Origin of the sequence: Novipirellula caenicola (assembly GCF_039545035.1) — a bacterium.
GTDB lineage: Bacteria > Planctomycetota > Planctomycetia > Pirellulales > Pirellulaceae > Novipirellula > Novipirellula caenicola.
Genome location: NZ_BAABRO010000003.1, coordinates 536852 through 560197, shown reverse-complemented (window position 1 = coordinate 560197; position 23346 = coordinate 536852). Strand labels below are relative to the sequence as shown.

The window sequence follows — 23346 nt, the reverse complement described above, 5'->3', positions numbered from 1 at the left end:
CGTTTTGATCGCGGGAGCGATCAACGACGATCGATCACAGGAGCGATCGGCACCCGGCGGGGGGACGAGATGGGAACCAGGCAGTCGTACTTATTTTTTCGCGGCTGCTTGGGTAGGATACGCGAGCCGGTTCCCTCTTTTGTGTTGCCTTGCAAACCGTCTACCTTCACCCCTTACGATTTTTCAATGTCCACCACCGCTGAAGAACAATGGAGCCCGCCGCATCACAACAGCGGTTTGGGGTGGCGTTTGTCGACGTGGTGGGTGATTCTGCGGACCGCGCTCGAAGAGCGTCTGGTTTATCGCGGCGACTTTGCGCTCGGAACGCTGATGCGGTTCCTGCCGATCATCACGCAAATCTTCTTGTGGTACGCGGTGTTCGAATCGATCGGAGCCAGCCAGAGCGGCGAAGAGGTGACCATCGGCAAGTTCGGCTTCAAAGAAATCATTGCCTATTATTTGCTGACGATGGTCGCGCGGGCGTTTTCGAGCATGCCCAATTTGGCGTCCGGCATTGCCCAGCAGATACGCGAGGGCGAGATCAAACGCTATCTGATTCAACCGATTGACTTGGTTGGTTTCTTGTTATTGACGCGGATCGCTCACAAGTTGACCTATTACGTCGTTGCGATCGCCCCGTTCGCCTTGGTCTTTTTTCTGTGCCGCGGTTATTTCGTCGAGGGTTGGCCGTCGCTGCCGGTGTTCGCCGCTTTCTCAGCATCGTTGATCATGGGGTTCTTGATCGGCTTCTTTATGGAAGCCTCGATCGGGATGATCGGATTTTGGTTTCTCGAAGTCTCGTCGCTGCTGTTTGTGTTCATGTTGTTCAGCTTCTTTTTGTCGGGACACATGTTTCCGTTGACCCTGCTGCCCGACAGCATCGAACCGTTTGTCCAATTTTTGCCGTTCAAGTATCTGGCGTATTTCCCTGCGGCGATTTTCTTGGGCAAAGTGGAACCGGACGCGTTGCCAATGGAATTGAGCATTCAGTTCGCCTGGCTGGTGTTTTTCATTTTCGTGTGCCGCTTTGCTTATTCGCGTGGCATGAAGCGTTACAGCGGATATGGAGGATAGGACCATGGCAGCCCCAATTGCTGACGAGAATCCCAAGCACAGCCCGCACTATGGAAAGGTGTTCCTGACGTTTGCCCGCAATTCGCTTGTGCGTGACATGACGTTCCGCATGAATTTCTTTTTGCAGTGCATCAGCAGTGTCGGCTGGACGCTGATGAACGTCGGCTTCTATTTGATCATTTTCCAGTACACCAATACGATTGGCGAAGGATCCGGGTGGGACCGCGACAAGTTTTTCGTCTTTCTGGCAACGACTTGGTTTATCAACAGCTTGGTGCAAGCGTTTTTCATGCCCAATGCGGAAGAGTTCAGTGAACTGATTCGCACCGGCGGATTGGACTTTGCCCTACTGAAACCGATCGACACTCAGTTTCTGATTTCGTTCCGGCGAATCGACTGGAGTGCGTTGTCGAACTTTGCCGCCGGTTTGGTGATCTTGGTCGCGGCGCTCTATTCGCTCGCCACGCGTGAAGTCGATCCGATGGTCCCCACGCTTTTGTCCGCGGTGCTGTACGTGGTGTTTATCGGCTGCGGCGTGGCGATCATGTACAGTTTGATGATCTCATTGAGTGCGACGAGCATTTGGCTGGGCCGCAACCAAACGCTCTACAATTTTTGGTTCTACATCACTAACTTCAGCCGCTATCCGATGGAAATCTACAACCGCGGGTGGGGAACGCCGCTGTATGGATTCTTTACGTTTGTGATCCCGGTGTTGCTGGTGGTCAATGTGCCAGCACGGTTGTTGGCCAAACCGATCCAACCACGAACCGATTGGGAATCGATGCTGGTGGTGTGGGCCGTCGTCGCGACCGTGCTGAGCGTGGTGCTGAGCCGATGGGTGTTTAAGAAAGCACTTTTGAGCTACCGCAGCGCCAGTTCGTAAGCAGATCGGGCTGCAAATCGGCGGCTCGCCCCCAGGAAGGCCCGTTGCCAATTTTGCCCATCCTGACTACCAATACGGTATGCCTATCGAGCCAAGCCGCAGCCGTTTTTCCAGTTACCGCGAAAAAATTCGCCAACGCAATTCGCGTAAAAAATCCTCCGAGCACCATTCGTACCATGGCTCGGGACGGAGTGCTCGTAAACTCGGCACTCGCGAACGAGGGTTCTGGGAACTGTTTCGTGAATTCATCCGGCTGATCAGCAACTACCACCGCCAGATCGCGGGCGCGATCGCGTTATTGACCGTCGGGATCGTGCTGCGGTTGATTCCACCGGTGGGGACGAAATTGGCGATTGACTCGGCGCTTTCGACGCCGCGAAAACCGCTGCCCGATTGGACATCAGGGTTGGGGTTGCCGACCGAGCCGTTTTCACTGCTATTGGCGATCGCCGGTATCGTGACGGTGGTCACCATCCTGGCGACGATTGCCCACTTATCGAGTCGCTGGATCGCAACCAAATCGGTCAACCAGGCCCAAGTCGGAATCCGCCGCCGCGTGTTTGATCACGCGATCCGCTTGCCGCTGCAAAACGTCTACGACATGAAAAGCGGCGGCGTGGCGAGTCTGATTCGCGAGGACGCCGGCGGGGTTGCCGAATTGATCTTCAGCATCCTGTACAACCCGTGGCGGGCGATCGTTCAATTCATCGGCAGCCTCGTGATCTTGATGCTAGTCGATTGGAAATTGATGCTCGGCGGACTGCTGTTGTTGCCGGTGGTGTGGGTCACGCATCGCACGTGGATCAACCGCATTCGCCCGCTGTACAAAGACATCCGCATGCAGCGGCAGAAGATCGATGCCGGCGCGACCGAGACATTCGGCGGCATCCGAGTCGTGCGAACGTTCGCGCGTAGTCGCAGCGAATCGTCGCGTTTTGTCCGTGAAGGCGGCTTTTTGGTGCGTCAACAACTCTTTACATGGTGGTGGACGCGGATCATCGAAACGGTTTGGGAGGTCATCATCCCGCTGGCTTCGACCGGACTGCTGCTGTACGGCGGTTATCAAATCATTCAATCCGAGCTGACGCTTGGCGATCTGATGATGTTCTTGGTTTACCTGACCATGCTGCTAGACCCGCTGGCCACCTTGGCGGGCAGTGCGGTCGGATTCCAAAACAATCTAGCGGGGCTCGATCGGGTGTTGGACGTTTTGGAGATCGAAGAAGAACTGCCAAGTCGGGCCGAAGCGGTCACGCTTGATCGCAATCGAGTCGATGGCAGGGTCTCGATCAGCAATGTTTCGTTTTCGTACCCCGGGTCGGACACGATGGTGCTGAAGGACATCTCACTGGAGGTCAACGCTGGCGAGACCGTCGCCTTGGTCGGCCGCAGTGGTGCGGGCAAGACAACGCTGACCAACTTGATCGCCCGGTTCTATGATCCCGATTCAGGCTCGATTCAACTTGATGGCCGGGATTTGAAAGACATCCAACTCGAAAGCTTCCGCCGGTTGCTAGGCATTGTCGAACAAGACGTGTTCATGTTCGATGGCACGATTCGCGAGAACATCGCCTACGCGCGACGCAACGCGACCGATTCGCAGATCGCCGAAGCCGCTCGGGCCGCCGCTGCAGACGAGTTCATCAATGCGTTACCCAACGGATACGATTCGATCATCGGCGAACGAGGCGTCAAACTCTCAGGGGGTCAACGTCAACGACTGGCCATCGCCCGAGCCATTTTGGCCGATCCGCGAATCTTGATTCTCGATGAAGCGACCAGCAATTTGGACAGCGAAAGCGAGCGATTGATCCAGCACAGTCTTGCCGATCTGCTGAAGGGACGCACGGCGTTTGTGATCGCCCACCGGCTGAGCACGATTGTGGGAGCCGACAAGATCGTCGTGCTCGAAGACGGCCGGATCGCCGACGTGGGCACGCACGAACAATTGCTCAGCCGCGTGGGACACTATCGTGACATGATCTACCTGCAAATGAACGAAACCGTCCCCGCCATCACGTCGTCTTGATGTTCGTGTTCATCACGACAGCCCCCACGTTGGTAAAAATGAACTAAGATACAGTGCTGCCCCATTGCGACACGGGTCTGAAATGCGTGCTCGCTTTGCCGGCGGCACCGCGTCGTTGCATTTCATTCGTCCCTTGCTTGCCCCCTCTTTCTGCACATGAAGATCAAATGTCCCGCTTGTTCAGCGGTCTTGAACATCCCGGAATCCGCTGCGGGAAAAGTTGTTAAGTGTCCGTGTGGAAAGCAGTTACGGGCTCCTGGCGGCGCAGCCAAACCGGCCGCAACGGCGGCGGCCGCGGCAAATCCCAACCGAGCTCCGGCCGCACAACGACCGACCGCACCGCGTCCAGCTCCGCAGCCGGCCGGCCCCTCGGCGGGCGACTTTGATCCGGCGATGTTTGACGATTTGACCGATGACGACTTGAAACAACCGGTCTTACCGGTTCAGCGTCCCGGTTTTGGCGGAGGCGCCCCTGCGGCCACCAACCCCTACGCGGTCGGTGCTGCCGGAGCAATGCCATCGCCATCCAGCGGCAATATCGCGGGGATCGGAAAGCGAATTGGTGGGGCGCTACTGGATGGTCTGTTTTATATGGCCGGCTATATCGTGGTCGCGGTGATGATGGGGCTCTTGATGCCCGCAGCGGAAGCGGGTGACAACCCGGCGGCTACGGGAATTGGCCTCGTCATCCTGCTGGTTGCCCTGTGCATCATGCTGGTTCCGTTCATCATCAACATGGTGCTGATCTCGATGTCCGGACAAAGTCTAGGCAAGAAGATTGTCAAAACACGCATTGTCGACCGGCACACCGGCATTCCCGTCGGTTTTCTGCACGGAGTGCTGATTCGAAACCTGGCCTTCGGTGCCATTACCGGAATTCCAATCATTGGTGGCGTTATCGCATTGGTCGATATCGGTTTCTTGTTCAGCGAGAACCACGAAACGCTGCATGACAAGCTGGCCCAGACGCTAGTGGTCGAAGCTTAATGGCCGATCACGCCTAACTCCGCCACCGTCGCAAACTCGCGTCCGTCCTGTTCCGACGTGGCTCGCAGCAAGACGTAACGTCCGGAGACCGGATCACATGGAATCGTTTGAGGCATTCGCGTTTTGGCAAGCTCGGCCGTGACGACGGGATCGGCGAAGTGATCGGCAGAATCGCTAACGCAGAACTCGATGTTCTTGATCGCGCCATTCCAACCGCCGTCTTGTCGAGCCAGATAGACAAAGCCTTCGATACGGCGAACGTCGCCTAAGTCGATCACCAATTCATGAGGCGGCGGCGTAATGCCACCACTGAACTTAGTATGCCACAGCGTTTCGGGATCGCCGTCGATGACATGACGAGCGAATTTGCGGTTCGCGACATTTTCGCTGCTAAATCGCACCACGCTCCAACCCTTGTTGGACAACATCCCCTTGCTGGGCATCGTCATCGCGGATTTGTTTTTGCGAGTCTGCTTTGCCGGCGGCTTGCCCCCAAACTTTGCCGCGCGATCACGCTCGTGTAGCTCTCTGGACTCGAACGTTCCTTCGACCACCGGTGTATGAGCTTGTTCGGCAAACGCCTTTAGTTTGGCAAGCACACTTGGGTTCGCCTGTGCGACATTCATCGACTCGCTGACGTCGTGATCCAGATCGTACAATTCCCAATCCGCATCCTTTTTCGGTTGGATCGCTTTCCAATTGCCCATTCGGACCGCGGTTTGGCCGCTGATTTCCCAATACAAGTATTCATGTTTCGCCTGCGGATGTCCCGCGGCGGTTTCGCCGATCAATTCAGGCAAGATGCTAATGCCGTCAATGTCCGCCGGAGCGGTCGCGCCGGTCACCTCGGCAATCGTCGGCAGGATATCGGGAAAGTACCACAGCAGATCGCTGACTGTGTCCGGTTCAATTTTGCCCGGCCAACGTGCGACCACGGGAATCCGCAATCCGCCTTCGTACAGTTTTCCTTTCTTGCCACGAAACTCGACTCCGGTGGTGGGATGTTTATTGGCTCCATGAACCCCACGCGGCTGTTCTTTTGACGCAAAGTAGTCCGCACCTCCATTGTCGCCACTGAAAAATACCAACGTGTTTTCGTCGAGCCCCAACTCTTTGACGAGGTCGAGAACCTCGCCGACTTGGCGATCCAACATCGTGACCATCGCGGCGTAACGTTTTGCTTGCTCGGGCAGTGCCAAGTCTTTGTAGATCGCCCAGGCGGGATCGTCATCGGGAATGTCGAAAATGCCATGCGGCGGAGTGACGGGCAAGTAAGCAAAAAACGGTTGGTCCTTGTGCTCGCGAATGAACTTCGTCGCCTCGTCCATGATCACGTAATGCGAATAGGTATCACCGTTGCTGTTGCCATGGTTTCCCGCCAGCGGTATTTCTTCGCTGTTCCGCAGAATGTAGGGCGGATAATACGAGTGCGCGTGAACTTGATCGTAGTAGCCCACGAACACATCGAACCCGTGTTTTTCAGGGACGCCGGTCGATCCACGTCCACCGCATCCCCATTTCCCAAATCCGCCTGTGGCATAGCCAAGTGGCTTCAACATCGAAGCGATCGTTTCCTCGTCTGCTCGCAGTGGCGTTCCGCCTCCGTTGGACCGCACCGACGTGTGACCGCTGTGCTTTCCGGTCAAGAAACAGCAGCGAGTTGGGGCACATACTGACGACCCGGCCAAGCCTTGAGTGAAGCGAATCCCTTCGGCTGCCATGCGGTCGATATTGGGCGTTTGAATGATTGGGTTGCCCATAAACGAAGGCTCGAAATAGCCGAGCTCGTCGGCCATGATGTAGATCACGTTGGGCCGCGTCGTTTGAGCGTCGGCATGGCTGGCGACCCAAAGAATGAACACTCCCATCACGCTCAGACAAATTCGGTTTTGCATCAATCGCACTCACATATTGATTTCGGGGGAAACGGACGCGCCCAAGTCACCGCAACGAACGATTCACACAGCGAACGATTCACGCAGCGGTACCAAGTCTCCACGATACTCGATCCACCACCACGCTGCCGCCGTGCTTGGGGATTGGCTCACCATTTTGGATTCGCCCACGTTTTGAGACTGGGTCGTGGCTTGAGGTTGGGCCGGGGCTCGAGATTGATGCCAAACGGAAGGGGCGACAACTCGATTGTGGCGTTTGCCAAGCCGACACTGGGGGTACTTCTTCGACCTCAGAACCCCCTCAATATCCCTGGCCCACCTGAGCTGGGGTTTGGTATAGTGGGCTCTCTCGACACCCACCCCCAAAATCCTTCCTGCAAAGCTCGACCCTACCCATGAAGTCTATTGCCAAAGTTGCGTGCGTTTCGTTGCTCGGGGCCTCCACTCTGCTGTTGAGTTCTTTCGCGGTCGCCGGCGATGCCGATTGGCCTCAATGGCGAGGCCCCAACCGTGACGGTTACGCAGCTCCCCAAGCGTTGAAAAAGTCCTGGGAAGACGCCGCCCCCCAACTTCGATGGTCGTTCACCAACGCAGGACGCGGCTACTCGGCCGTCGCGGTCGTCGATGGACGGCTCTATACGATGGGCAGTGACAACGAAAAGTGTTACGCGATTTGCTTGGACGCAAAGACCGGCGAAAAGATCTGGGAAACCGAAGTGGCTCGCGCCAGTACCGCGGACGATTACAACCACGGCTGGGGTGGCGGACCACGCAGCACGCCGACCGTGGATGGCGACCAAGTCTTTGTGCTTAGCGACATCGGACAGCTCGCCGCACTTTCTAAAGCGGATGGCAAAGTCCAATGGACGACCAATTTCGTCAGCGATCACGGTGGCAGCATCCCGAAGTGGGGCTACGCCGAATCACCGCTGATTGACGGAAACCGCGTTGTCGTGACACCGGGCGAAGCCAACTTTATGATCGCACTGGATCGCAAGACCGGCGAAAAAGTGTGGAGCAGCCAAGGTATCAATGCGCCCGCACAATACGTTTCGATCATCAAAGGCAATGTTGGCAACAAGTCGTTTTACGTGACCGCCAGCAAACCGGGACTGATTGCTGTCGACACCGAATCGGGAAAGCAAGTCTTTAGTGATTCGACCACAGGAAATAACGTCGCGGTGATCCCCACCCCCGTGCTGTCGGAAAACCTGCTGTATCACACCAGCGCCTACGGGGCGGGCAACACGCTGCTGAAGTTAAACGCCGAGGGCGGAAAGATCACAGCCGAATCGGTTTACCATTTGGCTGGCAAATCGATGCTGAACCATCACGGCGGCGTCGTGCTGCATGAAGGCGTGATCTACGGATGCACCTTTGCCAACGGTGGGATGTGGATGGCGCAAGACTTGGAGAGTGGTGAAACATTGTGGGAGCAGAAGTTGCGTCCCAATCGCAGCGGATCGATCTGTTTTGCCGACGGCATGCTGTACTGCTACAACGACGAAGAGGGATCTGTCGTCTTGGTCGAACCGAATCGCGCCGAGTGGAAGCCCAAGGGAACCTTGACGCTGCCACGGCAAACCGAACTGCCACGTGACAAGGGAGCCATCTGGGCACACCCGGTGGTCGCCGACCAGATGTTGATCATCCGCGACCAAGATTTGATCTTTGCCTTCGACATCGCCCGCTAAAGAGCGGATTTCGATGTGGGATAGGCTTCCCAGCCTGTCATCGCATACAAATTTTTTCGTAGCGAAACTCGCCAAGAGTTTCGGTTACAGCCAGGGTGGCCGAAAGTCTTCGCGACTTTCGCTACTCGGAACCTCTGACAGGCTGGAAGCCTATCCCACACTTTAACGTTGGTAGATGGGCAGGTAGCCGTGGTCCAATTGCAACATGATCAAGTTGCATGCGGTCACGTAGACCGGGTGAATTTGGCCTTCCCAGAACCCGTCCGGCCGCTGCTCGCTGACGATACGGTCGTACAAACGGTCGCGGAACGTCGTCCACAACTCGTCGCCTTGGCGATAAACCACTTGGCTGTAGTACAAATACGTGTAGTGCCAATGGCCAAACGCGCGTGTGGAATCGCTGATGTCATGCAGCGATTCCTTGGCATACGCCAGCATCTCAGGCACATGCTCGCTGTCGTAATCACCGGCGTTGTATAGCGCAGCCAGTGCAGCAGCGGTAATTGCCGGCCGGCTGCTTCCTTTCTGGCGACTGCTATAGCTGATCCCGCCATCCGGGTTCTTGCACTCGTAGATGTATTCTTTCGCTTTCGTGATCACCTCGGCGCTAACGGGAATCCCGGCGTTGCGGCAGCCACGAAGTCCTTGCACCTGAGTGATCGTGGTCGAGCCTTCGTCGAAATCATTTCCCTCGCGAGCCGAAACGTAGCCCCAGCCCCCCGCGGCGGTCTGTGCATTCCCGCTGAACTCCACCGCCTTGGTCAACACTTCGACCAATTCTTCGCGGCGATCCAACAGCCCTTCTTCGCCCAAAACTTGCGACAAGAACAGCATCGAAAAGCCGTGCCCGTAGGTGTAGCGGGGATCCGACTGCGGATCTCCGATCAAACCGTTGTCGCGGCTCTTGCTGATCAAATAATCGGCAGCACGGGCGATCTCTTTGGCGTACGGTCCTTGGGTGGTTGTCGATCCGCTGCCGATCATCGCCGTGCCGGCCAACGCCGCAAGTGCGGTGGGATAAGCCTGCGTGTTCCACTGACCACGCGAGGATTGAGTGCGGCTGAGCCAATTGAGTCCCTTGGTGATCGTATCGCTCCAGCGTGGATCACGGGCAGCGTAGGCTGTCCGCGAACTCGCCGCCGTGGCTCCGGCAACCGACAGAACCGCAGCAGTACGAAGCCAGTCTCGGCGTGATGTTTTTTGCGTCATGAGGAAAGTCGGTGACGTATTGGATGGGACAAATTCGAGATACAGCGAGCGGCGATTCGCTCACGTCCTTCAATTCTAGCGATTCAGCTCGCTGCGACGAACCGCAACCTTGATTATTCGTGAAAACGGGGGCGGATCACAAATCAACGAAAGCATTTTCTCGTAGCCACCTTCGCCAGAAGGTGGTGATTCGTAGTGGCCGGCAACCATCCACGCTCTGGCAAGCGTAGCTACGGAACGCAAATGCCGTAATTTACCGTCTCTAAATGCCTCACAGCGTTGCCGCAAGCGGCTCGTAAATCGTCGAAAGTCTTGACGACTTGTTGATCTAATGAGCCGCGACGCGTCAGCGGCCGGGTCCCACACGATACCCGGTGCCTTACGGCCCACGGCTCACCCTTGCGATTTCCATTTGGAGTAAATCAACAAGCCGTTGACGGGTTGTTGATTCAGTGAAGCTTCCTGCGGCAACGGGTGTATGATGGACTTCCTAGTCCGTCAATGGCGCATTCGACGGACTAGGAAGTCCATCGTACGAATAAAACAACGAAAGTCTTGACGACTTCCGCTACGGGGACGGGGGGTATTTTTTAGTCGACTAGGGGAACGACGAGGCGGTGCAGACCACGCTTTTGCTGGCAAACCGGGCAGAAAAACGTGCTCCGCTGGGCCTGGACGATCCGCCGGATCACGCCGTCGTAACAGCGTGGACAGGGGTCTCCGGCACGAGCGTAGACCTGATGATGGGCTTGATAGCCACCTTCGCCATTGAGTGCATTGCGGTAGGTGCCATCCCCCAATGTGCTGCCCTCGTATCGAATCGCTTCCTCTAACACATGCCGCATCGCCGACTCAATTCGCTGCCACTGAGCCACGGTCAGCCGGTCACAGCGAGTACGAGGATCGATCCCGGCAATAAACAGTAGCTCGGCGGCATACAAATTCCCCACGCCCGCCACCACTGCTTGATCCAGCAGAGCGACTTTGATCGCGCGTTGGCTCTTCCCCAATTTCGCTTTTAACTGCTCCGCCGTGATCGACAGCGCATCGACCCCAAGTTTCGCGTCGACAAGCGTTTCGACCTGTTTAGGCGTTAACAAACGGACGGTCCCTAGACCGCGGCGATCCCAAAATAACAACTGGTCTCCCGCAGGCCCGGTCAACGTGATCCGCAGCCGGAGATGCTCCAGCGTCGGCGGATCCGCCAACAACACCAAACCGGTCATGCGAGGTTCGATCACGATGGTTTGTGCATCTTCGATTCGCAGCATCACGCGTTTGCCGCGGCGGTCGACGTCGACGATATGCTTTCCGCGAAGCCGACGATCAAAGGCATCGATTCGCGGCGTCATCAGAATTGGCTTTCGCTCGCAGGGCGGCCGAATCACGGCATCAATCCGGCTGCCGACAATCGGCAACACTCCCCGGCGCATGGTTTCGACTTCGGGTAGTTCAGGCACAGATTCTCTTTTGGCACGCGATCGCTGCATTGACCATTGATTGACCTCGGGCGACAATCTTAACGAAAACTGATTGCCATTTTCAGAGCCCCCGCTCGAAGATCCCGTTCATTGATCCTGTTTAGAGACCCAATATGAGCCTGGAAGAAGCCGCAGCCCCCCACGCCACCGCATCGGTTCCCGATATTCGCGGGCGTTTTGGTGATTTTGGCGGACGCTTTGTTCCTGAAACGCTGACCCGCGCATTGGATCAACTCGCCGAAGAGTACGACAAAGCCAAGAAAGATCCCGAGTTTCAACGCGAATTGTCGTCGCTGCTGAAGACATTTGTCGGTCGCCCCAGCCCCCTCTATCACGCTAAACGGCTGACCGACTCGGTTGGCGGTGCCCAAATCTGGCTCAAACGCGAAGATCTAAACCACACCGGTGCTCACAAGATCAACAATACGATCGGGCAAGCCCTGCTGACCCTTCGCATGGGCAAGACTCGGGTGATCGCCGAAACCGGAGCGGGCCAGCACGGTGTCGCCAGCGCCACGGCATGTGCCCATTTTGGTTTGCCGTGCACCGTTTATATGGGCAGCGAAGATATTCGTCGGCAAAAACCAAACGTATTCAGCATGAAGCTGCTCGGTGCGGAAATCTGTCCCGTCGAAAGCGGCTCGAAAACGCTTCGCGACGCTGTCAACGAAGCGATGCGAGATTGGATGGCGTCGGTGGAAAGCACGCACTACATCATCGGCAGCGTGATCGGACCGCACCCCTTTCCGATGATGGTTCGCGATTTCCAATCGGTGATCGGCCGCGAAACTCGCGAACAGTGCCGCGATTCGTTTGAGCGGCTGCCTGATTGTGTCGTCGCCTGTGTCGGCGGCGGCAGCAACGCAGCCGGCATGTTCTATCCGTTCGTCGAAGACGATAATGTTCGCATGGTCGGTGTCGAAGCCGGCGGCCGTGGCACCGCGCCTGGTGACCACGCGTCCCCGTTGACCTACGGCAGCCCAGGTGTCCTGCACGGCAGCTTCAGCTACGTGATGCAAGACGAAGACGGCCAAACGTGCAACGTTCATTCGATGAGCGCCGGTTTGGATTACCCCGGCGTCGGTCCCGAGCACAGTTATTGGAAAGACACCAAACGAGTCGACTACCTGGAGTGCACCGACGATGCTGCAATGAAGGCGTTTGACCAATTGGCACGCACCGAAGGGATCATCGCGGCACTCGAATCGAGTCACGCAGTGGCTCGGGCGATGACGTTGGCCGCCGAGATGAAACCCGACCAACATCTCGTCGTCTGCTTGTCCGGCCGTGGTGATAAGGACGCCATGGAAATCGCCCGTCTCCGCGGCGAAACCTGGTAACCCGCTTCACCTCCCTCTGACCTTCAGCGAGATTCCTGATGTTAAAACTAACCTGGCTATCCCACGCTAGCTGGTTGATTGAAACCGACGAAAATCGCATCCTGCTGGATCCCTTTTTTAGCGACAATCCCGCAGCCAAATCGACAGCGGATGACCACCGGGACATCAGCCATATATTGGTTTCCCATGGTCATTTTGATCATGTCGCCGATGTGGCGGCGATTGCCAATCGTGATGACAGTACCGTGGTGGCGATTTTCGAGATCGCCCAGTGGTTCGCGGAAAAACATCAAGTGCAATCGACCGTCGGCATGAATTTGGGCGGCAAGACGCAGCTGCCATTCGGCACCGTAAAAATGGTTCCGGCACTGCATAGCAGCCAATTGCCGGACGGATCGTACGGCGGCAATCCCGCGGGATTCGTGCTCGAGATCGATGGCAAACGAATCTACTTTGCCTGTGATACCGCGTTGTTTTCCGACATGCGGCTGTTCGCACACCAAGTCGATGTCGCCGTGCTGCCGATCGGAGACCTGTTTACGATGGGGATCGACGACAGCATCGAAGCGACCAATTTGATCGAGCCGAAATGCGTGCTGCCGACGCACTACAACACTTGGCCTCCGATCGAACAAGACGCCGAAGCGTGGGCCAAACGGGTCAGCAGCGAAACCGATGCGATCCCGGTCGTACTGAGCGTCGGCGAGAGCTTCACGGTTTAGGGTTTAGCTCGGGGCTAGTACTTAGGATCGAGCGTAGCGGAAGTCGTCAAGACTTTCGTCGTCCAGATTTTCGCTGTCAGGAATGACCGTTTCGTCGTCCAGGATGATCGAAACTCTTGACGGCTTGTTGATTTAGTGAAGTTTCCTGCGGCGAGGGTGTATGATGGACTTCCTAGTCCGTCAATGGTGTATTCGACGGACTAGGAAGTCCATCGTACGAATAAATCAACAAGCCGTTGACGAGTTCCGCTACGCAAGAAAAACGCGAAGATCGCGGAGCGATCAGCGACTTTATTTTGACGGGGCTTCTTTCTCGCGAACTTGGACGTCATCGCCGACGACTTTGACTTCAAAGCAATCGACTTTCACTCGCGGGTTGTCCTCCCACGTTCCATCGTGAATACAGAAACGCCAGGCGTGCCAGGGGCAGGTCACGACGTCGGTTTCGGGATCGACATGACCTTCGGCCAACGAGGCGCCCATGTGGGGACAAAGGTCGTCGATCGCGTACCACTCGTCTCCCTTGCGAAAAATCGCGACCATCCGGCCATCCACGGGAACCGCTCGTCCGACGCCCTCTTCAAAGTCACTGACTTTACCCACCGTTTCAAAATCGCTCACGCAAATATCCTCATATTTTGTTATGGTTTCAGATTGAGCCCGATCATCCGCTTTTCGATACGGCATCTACTTTAACGATGAAGCAGCGATTCCCCTACCTGACAACGATTGGAATTCAGCGACTATGATTAATCAACAACGCCGCCGATTACTTGAGTCCCGGGTTTGGCCGCATGTTCAAACGCCCGCCCAATACGTGGGGGGGGAACGCAATATTGTCGTCAAGGATCATCGGCAATTGCGAGGCCGATTGTGCCTGGGGTTCCCCGATGCCTACACGATCGGGATGAGCCATCATGGGTTGCAAGTGCTGTATTCGTTGATGAATCGGCGTGACGATTGGTGTGCCGAACGGGTTTTCACGCCGTGGCCGGACATGGAGGCGTTACTGCGAAAGCACGAAATCCCGCTCTATTCGCTCGAAACGTTCACCTCGCTTGCCGATTTTGACGTGATCGGGCTGAGTCTTCAGTACGAAATCAGCTCGCCCAACGTGCTGACCATGATCGACCTAGGCGGCATTCCGCTCGAATCGGTCGATCGCACGATGGCCGATCCGCTATTGGTCGCCGGAGGCCCTTGTTGTCAAAACCCCGAACCGATGGCCGATTACTTCGACGTCATGATCATGGGCGATGGCGAACCGGCATTGCCTGAGATCTGCGACCTGTGGATCGACCTGCGTCAGCGGTATCGACGCGACGATGGCACGTTCGCTGGCGGCGATGAAGGACGCCGACAGCGTGAAGAGGCGGTTGCGGAAATCGCTCAAAAACTTGCGTATGCTTACGTGCCGCGGTTCTATCACCCCGAATACGAAGACAATCGTATCGTCTCGCTCTCTCGCACCCGCGATGATGTTCCGGCGACGATCGCCCCCAGCGTGATCAGCGATCTCGATGGCATCCCGCTGCCCACCTCGCCGATCGTACCCTACATCGATTGTGTGCACGACCGAATCGCACTCGAGATCATGCGTGGATGTCCCCATCTTTGCCGGTTCTGTCAAAGCACCGTGATCAAACGTCCGCTGAGAATTCGCGAGGTCGATACGATTGTCAACGCGGCGATCGAGAGCTATCGCAACACTGGTTACAACGAGATCAGCGTGCTGTCGCTGTCCAGCAGCGATTACCCACACTTCGCCCCGCTGATCCATCGACTGCATGAGGTGTTCCGCCCGCTTGGCGTGAACATCAGCGTGCCGAGTTTGCGAGTGAATGATCAACTTCGCACATTGCCTCAGTTGATCGGCAATGATCGCCGCAGCTCGCTAACGCTAGCACCCGAGGTGGCACGCGACGACATGCGGGAACAAATCCGCAAGAAGATCAAGAACAGCGATCTGATCGAGGGTTGCCGCGTCGCGTTTGAAAACAACTACGAAAGTGTCAAGTTGTACTTTATGTGCGGTTTGCCGGGCGAACGTCCGGTGGATCTTGACGGCATCGTCGACTTGGCCGAAGAAATCGCCACGGTGGGTAAACAGGTCAAAGGCCGCTACCCGCGAGTGACCGCGTCGGTATCCAACTTTGTCCCCAAGGCACACACGCCATACCAGTGGAACGGGATGCAGCGACGCGAGTATTTCAAATGGGCTCACAAGTATTTGTGGAGTCGCCGCAAAATTCGCAGCGTGAACATCAAGTGCCACGACATCGAAACCAGTTTGCTTGAAGGGGTGCTCAGCCGAGGCGATCGCCGCACCGGCAAAGTCGTCCGTTTGGCGTGGGAGCGTGGTGCTCGCATGGATGGATGGACCGAATACCTCGATCCCGAGCGATGGTGGTCCGCGATCGAAGATGCCGGATTGGATGTCGAACGACAAGTCCATGACAAGTACGAAATGATGGACAAATTGCCGTGGGATCACGTCAACGTCAAATTCGGCCGTGCGTATCTAGAGAAAGAGCAGGGCAGGGCAACGGTGCAGTTGGCCGCCATGGCCAACGCCACGTAGTGGCGATGCTTGTCTCATATTTTTGGTGCCGTTGGCCTGCTACCTCTCCCAGCAACTTTGCAGACTGCTGCTTTAGCAGCAATCCCATAGGCCGGAGGCCGAAACAGGACCTGCCGTTGGCGTGAGCCAACGGTTTATGGGCGACCTGGCGATGTAAGGCCGGAGGCCGACACACGGACGGCGGAGTGTGTCGGCCTCCGGCCTGAAAATCAATGCTACTAAGTCAGCATTCTCCTTGGTTTGGCAGAGGTCGAGCAAAGCCTTCAGCAATGCTCGGGTGAGGGCGACCGAGCAAGTGGAGGCCTGATGCCAGCTCAGCTGCTCGGTCGGCCCTCACCCGAACGAGGCCTCAAGAGCCCGTTCGACCTCTCCCAGCTTCGCCGGGAGAGGTGACTCGCTTCTGCCACCATTCCTACTTCGCTGTCCGCTCAATCTGCAAATCCTTGAACTGGACGACATCATTCAAATCCCACTGCTGTACCGCCGAACAAATCACCACCATCGTGTGAATGTCCTGCGGAACAGTGACCTTTGCATGAATCGCTCGCCACGATTCGGGTACACCATCTTCGGGGAACGCGACGACGTTGTGCGAGGTTGATTCCAACCATTTGCCATCCGCCGTTTTGAATTGCACCGCCAGACTCGTGAGGGCGCGACCGGTTTGCTGGACGCGAACCGAGACGCGGAACTGCTCGCCGGGCTCGACCGTCACCGTCGCCAATCCTGCTGCTTCTGCGGCACCGCGGATCACAACAACATCTTCGCGGATGTCAACGTCACCCGACGGTGTGTCCGCCATCGGTCCACTGCCCAACCACGTCGACCACTGGACCGCAACCTCGTTCCGTGTCGCACCACGATAATCTGGCGATGCCAACGGCTGCAGCTTTGCAACCGGCCGAGTTCCGGTCGCTTCAATGACCTCCTTCAGCACAACGTCACAACCGGGAATCAATGTCGGCCACTCGGGATAGACATCTTTGTTGTGCCACAGTGCTGTTTCGGCGGGCTCAGGCCACCAGCGTCCATGTTCACCATAAATCCACACCAGCCCGTCACCGTAGTCGATCGCCGCTGCGAGATTGCGGCGAAATAACGCCAATCGATCCGGATTCTCGGGCTCGAGCGTATAACGTCCTGCCAGTTCGGGATGAATCGCATCCATGTAGATAGGAAAAGCAACCTTCAATTGTTTTGCATACTTGTCACGATTCTCGGGCGACACCAACTGCACCCCGCGGCGGCGAACATCGTCCGCCTCTTGGGCAAAGTCATTCGCCGATTTGTGCCAATACGCGTACTCACACCCGTCATACAGCGTCACACTTGGCGGCAACACATCGAGCCAGCCATCCAAGAACGCCGGCAGCAACCCATACGAGTGCCCCGCCAAACACCAAGATTCGTCGGAGCGGCCGACTGGCGAGGGGCCGCGATAGCGGTGATCGCGTATCAGGTAGCTCATTAGAAAGTAGCTCACCAATTCCACGTCGGGAAACTCGGCGATGACCGCGGTCATCACTTCGCGGCCTCGCTTTCGCGCCGTCGCACGATACTGTTCGAACGGATGGTCGATGGCCGCTTCCTGACGCGAATATTGAAATTGGCGAAACGGTTCGCTGTACGGTTCCGGATCAAACAACACCCCTTTTAATTTCCCACGTTTGGCGATCCGTGCGGCGAGACGCCAGTGATCCACAATCGCGGCCCAACCTTCATCGTCCAGCCAATCGACGTCGCCGGGGTTCGCTTTGACGAGTAGATAAGCCGAGGTCAATTTGCCGACATCGGCATTTTGCAGAGGATCGACGCCAGCGTCGAACGTCAACGACGACCAATCATCGCGACTGTGGGCAGACCAAAACGGATGAGGCATCTCGGCGTCGGGGCGAATATCCAACACCGCTCCACTAAACACAGACGATTGCATCTGCGCCGCGTCACGAGCAAACTGAGTGGTCGTCGGTGCATTCCAGCCGCAAGTGATAATGCGGGGTGGATCAGCAAATAAGTTCGCCGCACTCAGACAAACCCAAAGACAGCTCCCGACGCGGAACCATGGCAAATGCGACAACATCAGTTTTCCGATTTCACGCGAGCGAAACAAGGGACACGACCGGGATATCCTAGCGTATTCCACGTCGGGATTGAAAAGTCATCACATTAATTTTCAATCGAACGAATGTGTGGTCTGTGAAGTAAACGACAACCACCTGGCAACGAGTTTCGGGGTTGAACGCAAACATTTGCAAGGCCGCATTGGCTACATCGGACAAACCAACGCAGCTCGATACAAAAAGCGGATGCAACTATCTGCTCCGATTGACTGGTCTTAAAAATGAACCTAACTCGAAGCGTTCACGGAAGACAGAAAACTTGTTGCGACAGAATGATAGGATGGTCGGCAAGCATCGAAAAGGACAATCGCAACGTAAAGCTAATATCGCATTGGCTCCATATTTATTTCGTAACTTCGGTCTGACGCAGCCGCGTGTTTTAACCGAATACTCCTCGGAACCCAAAACAAACAAAGGGTTAAAAAATCAAAGGTTAGAAAATGGGAAGGCCGATACGAGCGGATTGGGGGGGCATGACGGGCTATTGTTTAACCTTCCATTTTTTGACCTTCAGCAGACGGCGAATGAAAACGGGCTTGGCTGGTGCAGATTCGACAAAAAGGCATCATTCGACTCGATGATTGTGACGTGCTCTGCACGATTCGGGGTCAGAGCAAGCAGGAATTGGTCTCTTGCTTTTCCTGCGTATATTGCCGCCCAGACAGAAAATTGGATGTCTTTTTAAATTTCAGTGAGAAAATACCCATTTCCCGGTGACATCTGTATGTGCGATGAGATGCAAGGACAAATTTCTCCGCCTACGCTGAGATTCAGCGTTTAGGTGTTTCTGCCGCCCCGTCACTGAATGTCCAGCGGCCAAACACCGACACGAACAGACACCGATTGTGAATCAAGCGTACGAAAACAGAGTGGTCCAAGAAGGTGAAACCAATTGACGCAACGTACTTGCAGCAACTGATCGATGCTCAAGGTGCGGCACTCAAACTGTACGCTAGGCAGTGGAGTCGCGCCCCCGAAGACGCGGTTCAAGAAGCATTAATCGAGCTGATGAAACAAACAACGCTTCCGAATGACCCCATAGCGTGGCTGTACACCACCGTGCGGCGTCGGGCGATCAACATGGAACGTGCGGACTCACGACGCCGCAAGCACCAAACTCGAGCTGGCCAAGAGCTGGAATCGTGGTTCATCCCCGCAGAAAACGATGACGACGATGCCGTTGATTGCGAAAGGATGCTAGGTCAATTGGCGGAGCAAGATCGCGAGATCGTCGTCGCACGAATCTGGGGCGACCTTTCATTCGCACAAATTGCAAATCTAGTTTCGCTGCCGCTCAGCACCGTTCATCGTCGTTACCAGCAGGCACTGCTGACACTAAAACAGTCGATCGATCAAACACAGAACCCCGAGGCCAATGATGGATCAAAACAACCACAATCATGATGCAGTACACGGCGATGTACGTTCATTCGAGCAACAGCTGAAGAAATTTCGGCCACGCCCGGTCGGCTTTGATGCTGAAGCGATTTTCGATGCAATCGCCGGGTCCAATGATCCTGTTGTTCGTCCGTCAAACACACGTGGTCGGAATCGATTCCATTTAGTAACCGCGTCCGCATGCGGATTTGCCGCTGGCGTGCTCGTGACGTTTTTGTTGCTAAGCCCCGGCGGTGATTCGACTACCACAAACCAAGAATCGGCGGTGTTCCCTCAGGAGCATCTCGTCCATCAAGAATCAAGCAGCAATCCGTTGCAGTCAGCCACTCCTGTTGATTTAGCGATCCACATGCCGTTGACAGCAGGAAACCTAGCGTCACGACAGAGTTTGCCTGGAAGCGAGCATGTCATGTCGTTCCACTCAAGCGAACACGCAATCTCGTTAATCGGGGGTGAAACGCTCGCCAGCCATGCGACACCCAATGTCGAGCAACTAATCAAAGAACTGCTTGGCGTACGACGGTAACATCGCTTTCGATCTATCGGTTCATTTCGTCCTCTTCTGCGAACTAATACGATGTCCCAATCCTTCCAAGTTTTTTCCAGACTGATCCTATTGCTATTCGTTTGTCTGCTCTGCAAGCAATCCAGTGCCGAACCGCTTGCGAAAAAATCAGCAAAAACATCCGATGGATGGTCGCAGCAAGAATCGGATGAAACTGACATCGTCATCAGGACAAAACAGCTCGTCCTGCATCCGGCTGCGGAGCCTCAACCAGCCATGAAGTATCGGCTAATCCCAAGCGGCTTCGATGCAATGCCTGGAAACGCGTCCCTGTATTACTTGAAAGCGGCCGGCTTCCTTGAACAACAAGGCCCCCGCCATTCGCTCTCGGAATTTTTTTCGAACGCTGCCAAACAAGCCGAAGCGGAAGGTAAAACGCGAGACGAGATGAGACCGTATGTATGGCTCTCGACTCCACCCGCGGACTTGCCAATCGATGACGTCAAAGCGTATTTAGAATTCACGAGTTTTCAGACTGGATTTCTTCGGGAAGCCGCCAGCCGTCGGCATTTTGATCTGAATCGAAACCTCAAGCTGATCGATGACGATATGTTTGGCTACCTACTTCCCGAGATTCAAAACTTTCGTGAATTGGCGCGAAACCAAAGCCTCCGCTGCCGCGTCGCGATTGCGGAAGGCCGCGTGGACGATGCGATTGAAATATTAGGGCAATTGTTTTCAATGGCTCGGCACGTTGGCAGCGACGACTTTCTTGTTTCCGGTCTGGTCGGAAACTCGATCGCTTCGATGGCTTGGAACGATGCTCTGTATCTGTTGCAACATGCCCAAACACCGAATCTGTACTGGGCGTTCGCCGCGATGCCGACGCCGTTAATCGATATGGAACAAGCCTTTGCCGTGGAACGTGAATTTATACACTTGCAGCTAAAGTTGCTTTCAGAGATTGATGAAACGCCTCGCTCTCAAGGTTATTGGCAAGACTTCATCGATCGTTTGTTGCCCGAACTAAGGTCGCTTGAAGTCGAATTCAATCTTCCCACCGGAGATTCTGTCGCGATTCGAGCAAAAATCGAGAAATTCATCTTGGATGCCTATCCCAGTGCCCAAAAGTACTTGATCGACGAGCAGAAATTGAAGCCCGAGCTCGTTAAGAAGTATCCAACCGAGCAGGTGGTGTTCTTGGCAATGGTTCGCTTTCTGGATCGATGGCGAGACGAATACTACAAATGGACGACGCTGCCCTATTGGCAAATTCGCACGAACCCCGCTTTTGTCGAGATCGAAAAAAGGATGCAAACGGAGGCACAGGCGGCGGGCTTATTCGCCAAGCCGTTCAAGTCATGGTCTCCATCGTTTTCAGTGGCTGCAAAAAATGCACAAGCGGGCTGCGAACGAAACATTGCGATGCTACGGACCATCGAAGCAATTCGGATGTACGCTGCCGCACACGGCTCTGAATTGCCGCCATCACTCAACGCACTCGACGTGCCCGCAGCGGTCGATCCATTCACCGGAAGCTTGCTTCAGTATGAACGAAAAGACGATCATGCGGTGCTGAAAGGTTTTCCTGTACCTGGAATGCAACACCAACTGATCCTACGGATTGCTGAATAAGGTTAGTGCCCGAGAGGGAAATCGCTCGGAGCAACGCACATTCACCCTCCGTTGCCCTGACGACCTCCGTTTCCGATTGGATTCTCGTCATCGTTTCCGGTGTCCATTCCAGTGTCCGTCCCATTCGCAGACGCGGAGGCCGATGGATACTCCCAGGGGAACACCTCGTTGGGCTGAGTGACGATAGCAGCAGGGGGCTCACTTGAATACATTTGTCTGACGGATCCGTCGCTTGGATAGCTTGGCATCACATACCCCGTCGTGCACGGACGAGAGTGAAGCGGCAAGCATCGATTGCAGTGCGTCGGTTGATATGCCCTGGGATAACAAATCACTCGCGTGGGAGCGTGATGAACAGGACTGCTTCGAAACAATCGACAGCGATGGAACAAGCCTCCTGCGGCAGCAGCGTAGGGGCCACTTACAATCGCCAAAAAAAATAGGGCAGCAATGATTCGCCGATTCATTGTATTGGTCCTTGAGCGTCGGGATCGGGTTGGGGGAGCATGTCTAAAAGTGTCGTTTTCCAATGCTCGGCATCGGCTTCATCACAGTTGGAACCGAAATTTGCGTTGATCGTAACCACGGCACCTGGCTTTCCAGATATCAAAAAATCTGCAGAGCCGTCCGATGACTCACCAGCATGCAGTAGCGCCGTCCCGCCACCACCCTTTTGCAGCACCAGTTTGGTCCCCGCGGGTGTCGTCACGGTTCGCTTATCATTCCACTTCGGTTTGTAGTAGTGCCCCTGGCTGTGTACATCTCTCCACTTGAGCGTTCCCGCACGCTGTTTGAGGTCGATCACATCTCCTGGAGCCATCTCGGGAATATCCGATAACGAAGCATGCACTACGGCATAAGAAACTTCGACCGGTTTGCGACTGTCATTTTTGATGACATAGGTAAAGGTGACACGGTAAACCCGATCGCCTCCAACGCCAAGAGCTGCCACGTCGCCAATCTTTAATGAATGCGTGATTCCAAGTCGCGTGCTCTCGGCAACCCCCAGTTCGATGTCGTCCAACTGTCGTTGAATCCGTCGCTCCGTCGCATCGAAGCTGACATATAGAAAAATGGTCCACAAACCAATCGCAATCGTCGCCCCGATTTGGAACAGTGCAACGACCGCTGCTAACCACTCCGTTCGCCGCGGCGAAGATTTGCGTGTCGGGATCATTTTTGCGGAGGAGTGGACAGCCATCGACTTGTTGCTCCTTCCGTCATTAGATGCAACACGGCGGCATCAATCATTTCCAATGGTTTAGCAATAATTTTATCCGCCTACTGTGGTGCACCCCAGTGTACGCGAGTTACCTCTGGCTGCGATTACTGTCGATGGACACCAGTCAGTGCTAATTCGGGTTCGGTCGGCTGGGGCTTTTCCCATCCCAATTCAAAATCCTGCCAGTGCATCGATTGCCAAAAAGACAAGTTCCACGGTAGACAGTTGGTAGTCAACCGGAATGGTTGATTCGACAAAAATCAAAACGAAGGGCATTAACTCTGACTCGACAAACCGCAACGTTTTGTGGGTTCATCAAGACGCTGCACCGAGTTCGCATTGCCTCCGCCCGCACGAGAGCACGGAACATTCGATGACGCAAAGTGAAGCTGGGAAAATCGCCCCCATGGTGAGATGAAAGAACGACAACCACGGTTCGAACGTGGTCTCTCCTTGCCTGCATGTTCCTGTCATTTCACTGCTTTGTCGCAACTTCGCATTTCAGCGGTGCATTTCGCGGAAACTAATGCTTTCGCAAGGTTAAAAAATCGAAGGTTAGAAAATGGGA

Annotated in this window: 18 protein-coding genes; 12 read left to right on the top strand and 6 right to left on the bottom strand. The window is 55.4% G+C overall.

The window, feature by feature from the left end:
* The first annotated feature begins 186 nt into the window (after window positions 1–186).
* From ABEA92_RS09425 to ABEA92_RS09410, 4 genes are all read left to right on the top strand, one after another.
* Window positions 187–1074 carry an ABC transporter permease gene (locus ABEA92_RS09425; RefSeq protein WP_345683565.1) on the top strand — a complete coding sequence of 296 codons (888 nt, stop codon included), beginning with the start codon at window positions 187–189 and terminating at the stop codon, window positions 1072–1074.
* 4 nt (window positions 1075–1078) lie between these two features.
* On the top strand, window positions 1079–1960 hold the full coding sequence (locus ABEA92_RS09420; RefSeq protein WP_345683564.1) for an ABC transporter permease: 882 nt from the start codon (window positions 1079–1081) through the stop codon (window positions 1958–1960).
* A gap of 79 nt (window positions 1961–2039) precedes the next feature.
* On the top strand, window positions 2040–3989 hold the full coding sequence (locus ABEA92_RS09415; RefSeq protein WP_345683563.1) for an ABC transporter ATP-binding protein: 1950 nt from the start codon (window positions 2040–2042) through the stop codon (window positions 3987–3989).
* Between the two features lie 156 nt (window positions 3990–4145).
* The gene (locus ABEA92_RS09410; protein ID WP_345683562.1) at window positions 4146–4976 is read left to right on the top strand and encodes an RDD family protein; all 831 of its coding nucleotides are present in this window, start codon (window positions 4146–4148) and stop codon (window positions 4974–4976) included.
* On the opposite strand, the gene ABEA92_RS09405 is transcribed toward ABEA92_RS09410, so the two are convergent.
* Window positions 4973–6871 carry a sulfatase-like hydrolase/transferase gene (locus ABEA92_RS09405; protein ID WP_345683561.1) on the bottom strand — a complete coding sequence of 633 codons (1899 nt, stop codon included), beginning with the start codon at window positions 6869–6871 and terminating at the stop codon, window positions 4973–4975. The genes ABEA92_RS09410 and ABEA92_RS09405 overlap by 4 nt on opposite strands.
* Window positions 6872–7266: 395 nt before the next feature.
* Here ABEA92_RS09405 and ABEA92_RS09400 point away from each other — a divergent pair, with 395 nt between their 5' ends.
* Window positions 7267–8565 carry a PQQ-binding-like beta-propeller repeat protein gene (locus ABEA92_RS09400; RefSeq protein ID WP_345683560.1) on the top strand — a complete coding sequence of 433 codons (1299 nt, stop codon included), beginning with the start codon at window positions 7267–7269 and terminating at the stop codon, window positions 8563–8565.
* A gap of 162 nt (window positions 8566–8727) precedes the next feature.
* On the opposite strand, the gene ABEA92_RS09395 is transcribed toward ABEA92_RS09400, so the two are convergent.
* Together ABEA92_RS09395 and mutM are read right to left on the bottom strand one after the other, a co-directional pair.
* Complete coding sequence (locus ABEA92_RS09395) at window positions 8728–9774, bottom strand: prenyltransferase/squalene oxidase repeat-containing protein (RefSeq protein WP_345683559.1); 1047 nt, start codon at window positions 9772–9774, stop codon at window positions 8728–8730.
* Between the two features lie 590 nt (window positions 9775–10364).
* Window positions 10365–11234, bottom strand: a complete 870-nt coding sequence (gene mutM / locus ABEA92_RS09390; protein WP_345683558.1) for a bifunctional DNA-formamidopyrimidine glycosylase/DNA-(apurinic or apyrimidinic site) lyase — start codon at window positions 11232–11234, stop codon at window positions 10365–10367.
* 134 nt (window positions 11235–11368) lie between these two features.
* On the opposite strand from mutM, the gene trpB reads away from it, so the two are divergent.
* Together trpB and ABEA92_RS09380 are read left to right on the top strand one after the other, a co-directional pair.
* On the top strand, window positions 11369–12595 hold the full coding sequence (gene trpB / locus ABEA92_RS09385) for a tryptophan synthase subunit beta (protein ID WP_345683557.1): 1227 nt from the start codon (window positions 11369–11371) through the stop codon (window positions 12593–12595).
* Between the two features lie 38 nt (window positions 12596–12633).
* A complete protein-coding gene (locus ABEA92_RS09380) occupies window positions 12634–13317 on the top strand; it encodes a metal-dependent hydrolase (RefSeq protein ID WP_345683556.1) in 684 nt (227 codons plus the stop codon).
* A 291-nt stretch (window positions 13318–13608) separates the two neighbouring features.
* Here ABEA92_RS09380 and ABEA92_RS09375 read toward each other — a convergent pair whose 3' ends face one another.
* On the bottom strand, window positions 13609–13938 hold the full coding sequence (locus ABEA92_RS09375; RefSeq protein ID WP_345683555.1) for a Rieske (2Fe-2S) protein: 330 nt from the start codon (window positions 13936–13938) through the stop codon (window positions 13609–13611).
* Between the two features lie 124 nt (window positions 13939–14062).
* On the opposite strand from ABEA92_RS09375, the gene ABEA92_RS09370 reads away from it, so the two are divergent.
* Window positions 14063–15898, top strand: a complete 1836-nt coding sequence (locus ABEA92_RS09370) for a TIGR03960 family B12-binding radical SAM protein (protein WP_345683554.1) — start codon at window positions 14063–14065, stop codon at window positions 15896–15898.
* A gap of 412 nt (window positions 15899–16310) precedes the next feature.
* Here ABEA92_RS09370 and ABEA92_RS09365 read toward each other — a convergent pair whose 3' ends face one another.
* On the bottom strand, window positions 16311–18008 hold the full coding sequence (locus ABEA92_RS09365) for a hypothetical protein (protein WP_345683553.1): 1698 nt from the start codon (window positions 18006–18008) through the stop codon (window positions 16311–16313).
* 125 nt (window positions 18009–18133) lie between these two features.
* On the opposite strand from ABEA92_RS09365, the gene ABEA92_RS09360 reads away from it, so the two are divergent.
* The 4 genes from ABEA92_RS09360 (at window position 18134) to ABEA92_RS09345 (ending at window position 21556) form a co-directional block, all read left to right on the top strand.
* A complete protein-coding gene (locus ABEA92_RS09360) occupies window positions 18134–18703 on the top strand; it encodes a hypothetical protein (RefSeq protein ID WP_345683552.1) in 570 nt (189 codons plus the stop codon).
* A gap of 197 nt (window positions 18704–18900) precedes the next feature.
* Window positions 18901–19422 carry an RNA polymerase sigma factor gene (locus tag ABEA92_RS09355; RefSeq protein WP_345683551.1) on the top strand — a complete coding sequence of 174 codons (522 nt, stop codon included), beginning with the start codon at window positions 18901–18903 and terminating at the stop codon, window positions 19420–19422.
* The gene (locus ABEA92_RS09350) at window positions 19394–19942 is read left to right on the top strand and encodes a hypothetical protein (RefSeq protein WP_345683550.1); all 549 of its coding nucleotides are present in this window, start codon (window positions 19394–19396) and stop codon (window positions 19940–19942) included. Before ABEA92_RS09355 ends, ABEA92_RS09350 begins: the two co-directional genes overlap by 29 nt.
* 51 nt (window positions 19943–19993) lie before the next feature.
* Window positions 19994–21556: a hypothetical protein gene (locus ABEA92_RS09345; protein WP_345683549.1), complete on the top strand. Its 1563-nt coding sequence runs from the start codon at window positions 19994–19996 to the stop codon at window positions 21554–21556.
* A 463-nt stretch (window positions 21557–22019) separates the two neighbouring features.
* On the opposite strand, the gene ABEA92_RS09340 is transcribed toward ABEA92_RS09345, so the two are convergent.
* Window positions 22020–22757: a hypothetical protein gene (locus ABEA92_RS09340; protein WP_345683548.1), complete on the bottom strand. Its 738-nt coding sequence runs from the start codon at window positions 22755–22757 to the stop codon at window positions 22020–22022.
* Window positions 22758–23346: the final 589 nt, after the last annotated feature.

What these genes read in the sequence shown, in the direction of transcription:
- ABEA92_RS09425 (WP_345683565.1), top strand. Translation starts at nt 187, where the DNA reads ATGTCCACCACCGCTGAAGAACAATGGAGCCCGCCGCATCACAACAGC.
- ABEA92_RS09420 (WP_345683564.1), top strand. Translation starts at nt 1,079, where the DNA reads ATGGCAGCCCCAATTGCTGACGAGAATCCCAAGCACAGCCCGCACTAT.
- ABEA92_RS09415 (WP_345683563.1), top strand. Translation starts at nt 2,040, where the DNA reads ATGCCTATCGAGCCAAGCCGCAGCCGTTTTTCCAGTTACCGCGAAAAA.
- ABEA92_RS09410 (WP_345683562.1), top strand. Translation starts at nt 4,146, where the DNA reads ATGAAGATCAAATGTCCCGCTTGTTCAGCGGTCTTGAACATCCCGGAA.
- ABEA92_RS09405 (WP_345683561.1), bottom strand. Translation starts at nt 6,871, where the DNA reads ATGCAAAACCGAATTTGTCTGAGCGTGATGGGAGTGTTCATTCTTTGG.
- ABEA92_RS09400 (WP_345683560.1), top strand. Translation starts at nt 7,267, where the DNA reads ATGAAGTCTATTGCCAAAGTTGCGTGCGTTTCGTTGCTCGGGGCCTCC.
- ABEA92_RS09395 (WP_345683559.1), bottom strand. Translation starts at nt 9,774, where the DNA reads ATGACGCAAAAAACATCACGCCGAGACTGGCTTCGTACTGCTGCGGTT.
- trpB (WP_345683557.1), top strand. Translation starts at nt 11,369, where the DNA reads ATGAGCCTGGAAGAAGCCGCAGCCCCCCACGCCACCGCATCGGTTCCC.
- ABEA92_RS09380 (WP_345683556.1), top strand. Translation starts at nt 12,634, where the DNA reads ATGTTAAAACTAACCTGGCTATCCCACGCTAGCTGGTTGATTGAAACC.
- ABEA92_RS09370 (WP_345683554.1), top strand. Translation starts at nt 14,063, where the DNA reads ATGATTAATCAACAACGCCGCCGATTACTTGAGTCCCGGGTTTGGCCG.
- ABEA92_RS09350 (WP_345683550.1), top strand. Translation starts at nt 19,394, where the DNA reads ATGATGGATCAAAACAACCACAATCATGATGCAGTACACGGCGATGTA.
- ABEA92_RS09345 (WP_345683549.1), top strand. Translation starts at nt 19,994, where the DNA reads ATGTCCCAATCCTTCCAAGTTTTTTCCAGACTGATCCTATTGCTATTC.
- ABEA92_RS09340 (WP_345683548.1), bottom strand. Translation starts at nt 22,757, where the DNA reads ATGGCTGTCCACTCCTCCGCAAAAATGATCCCGACACGCAAATCTTCG.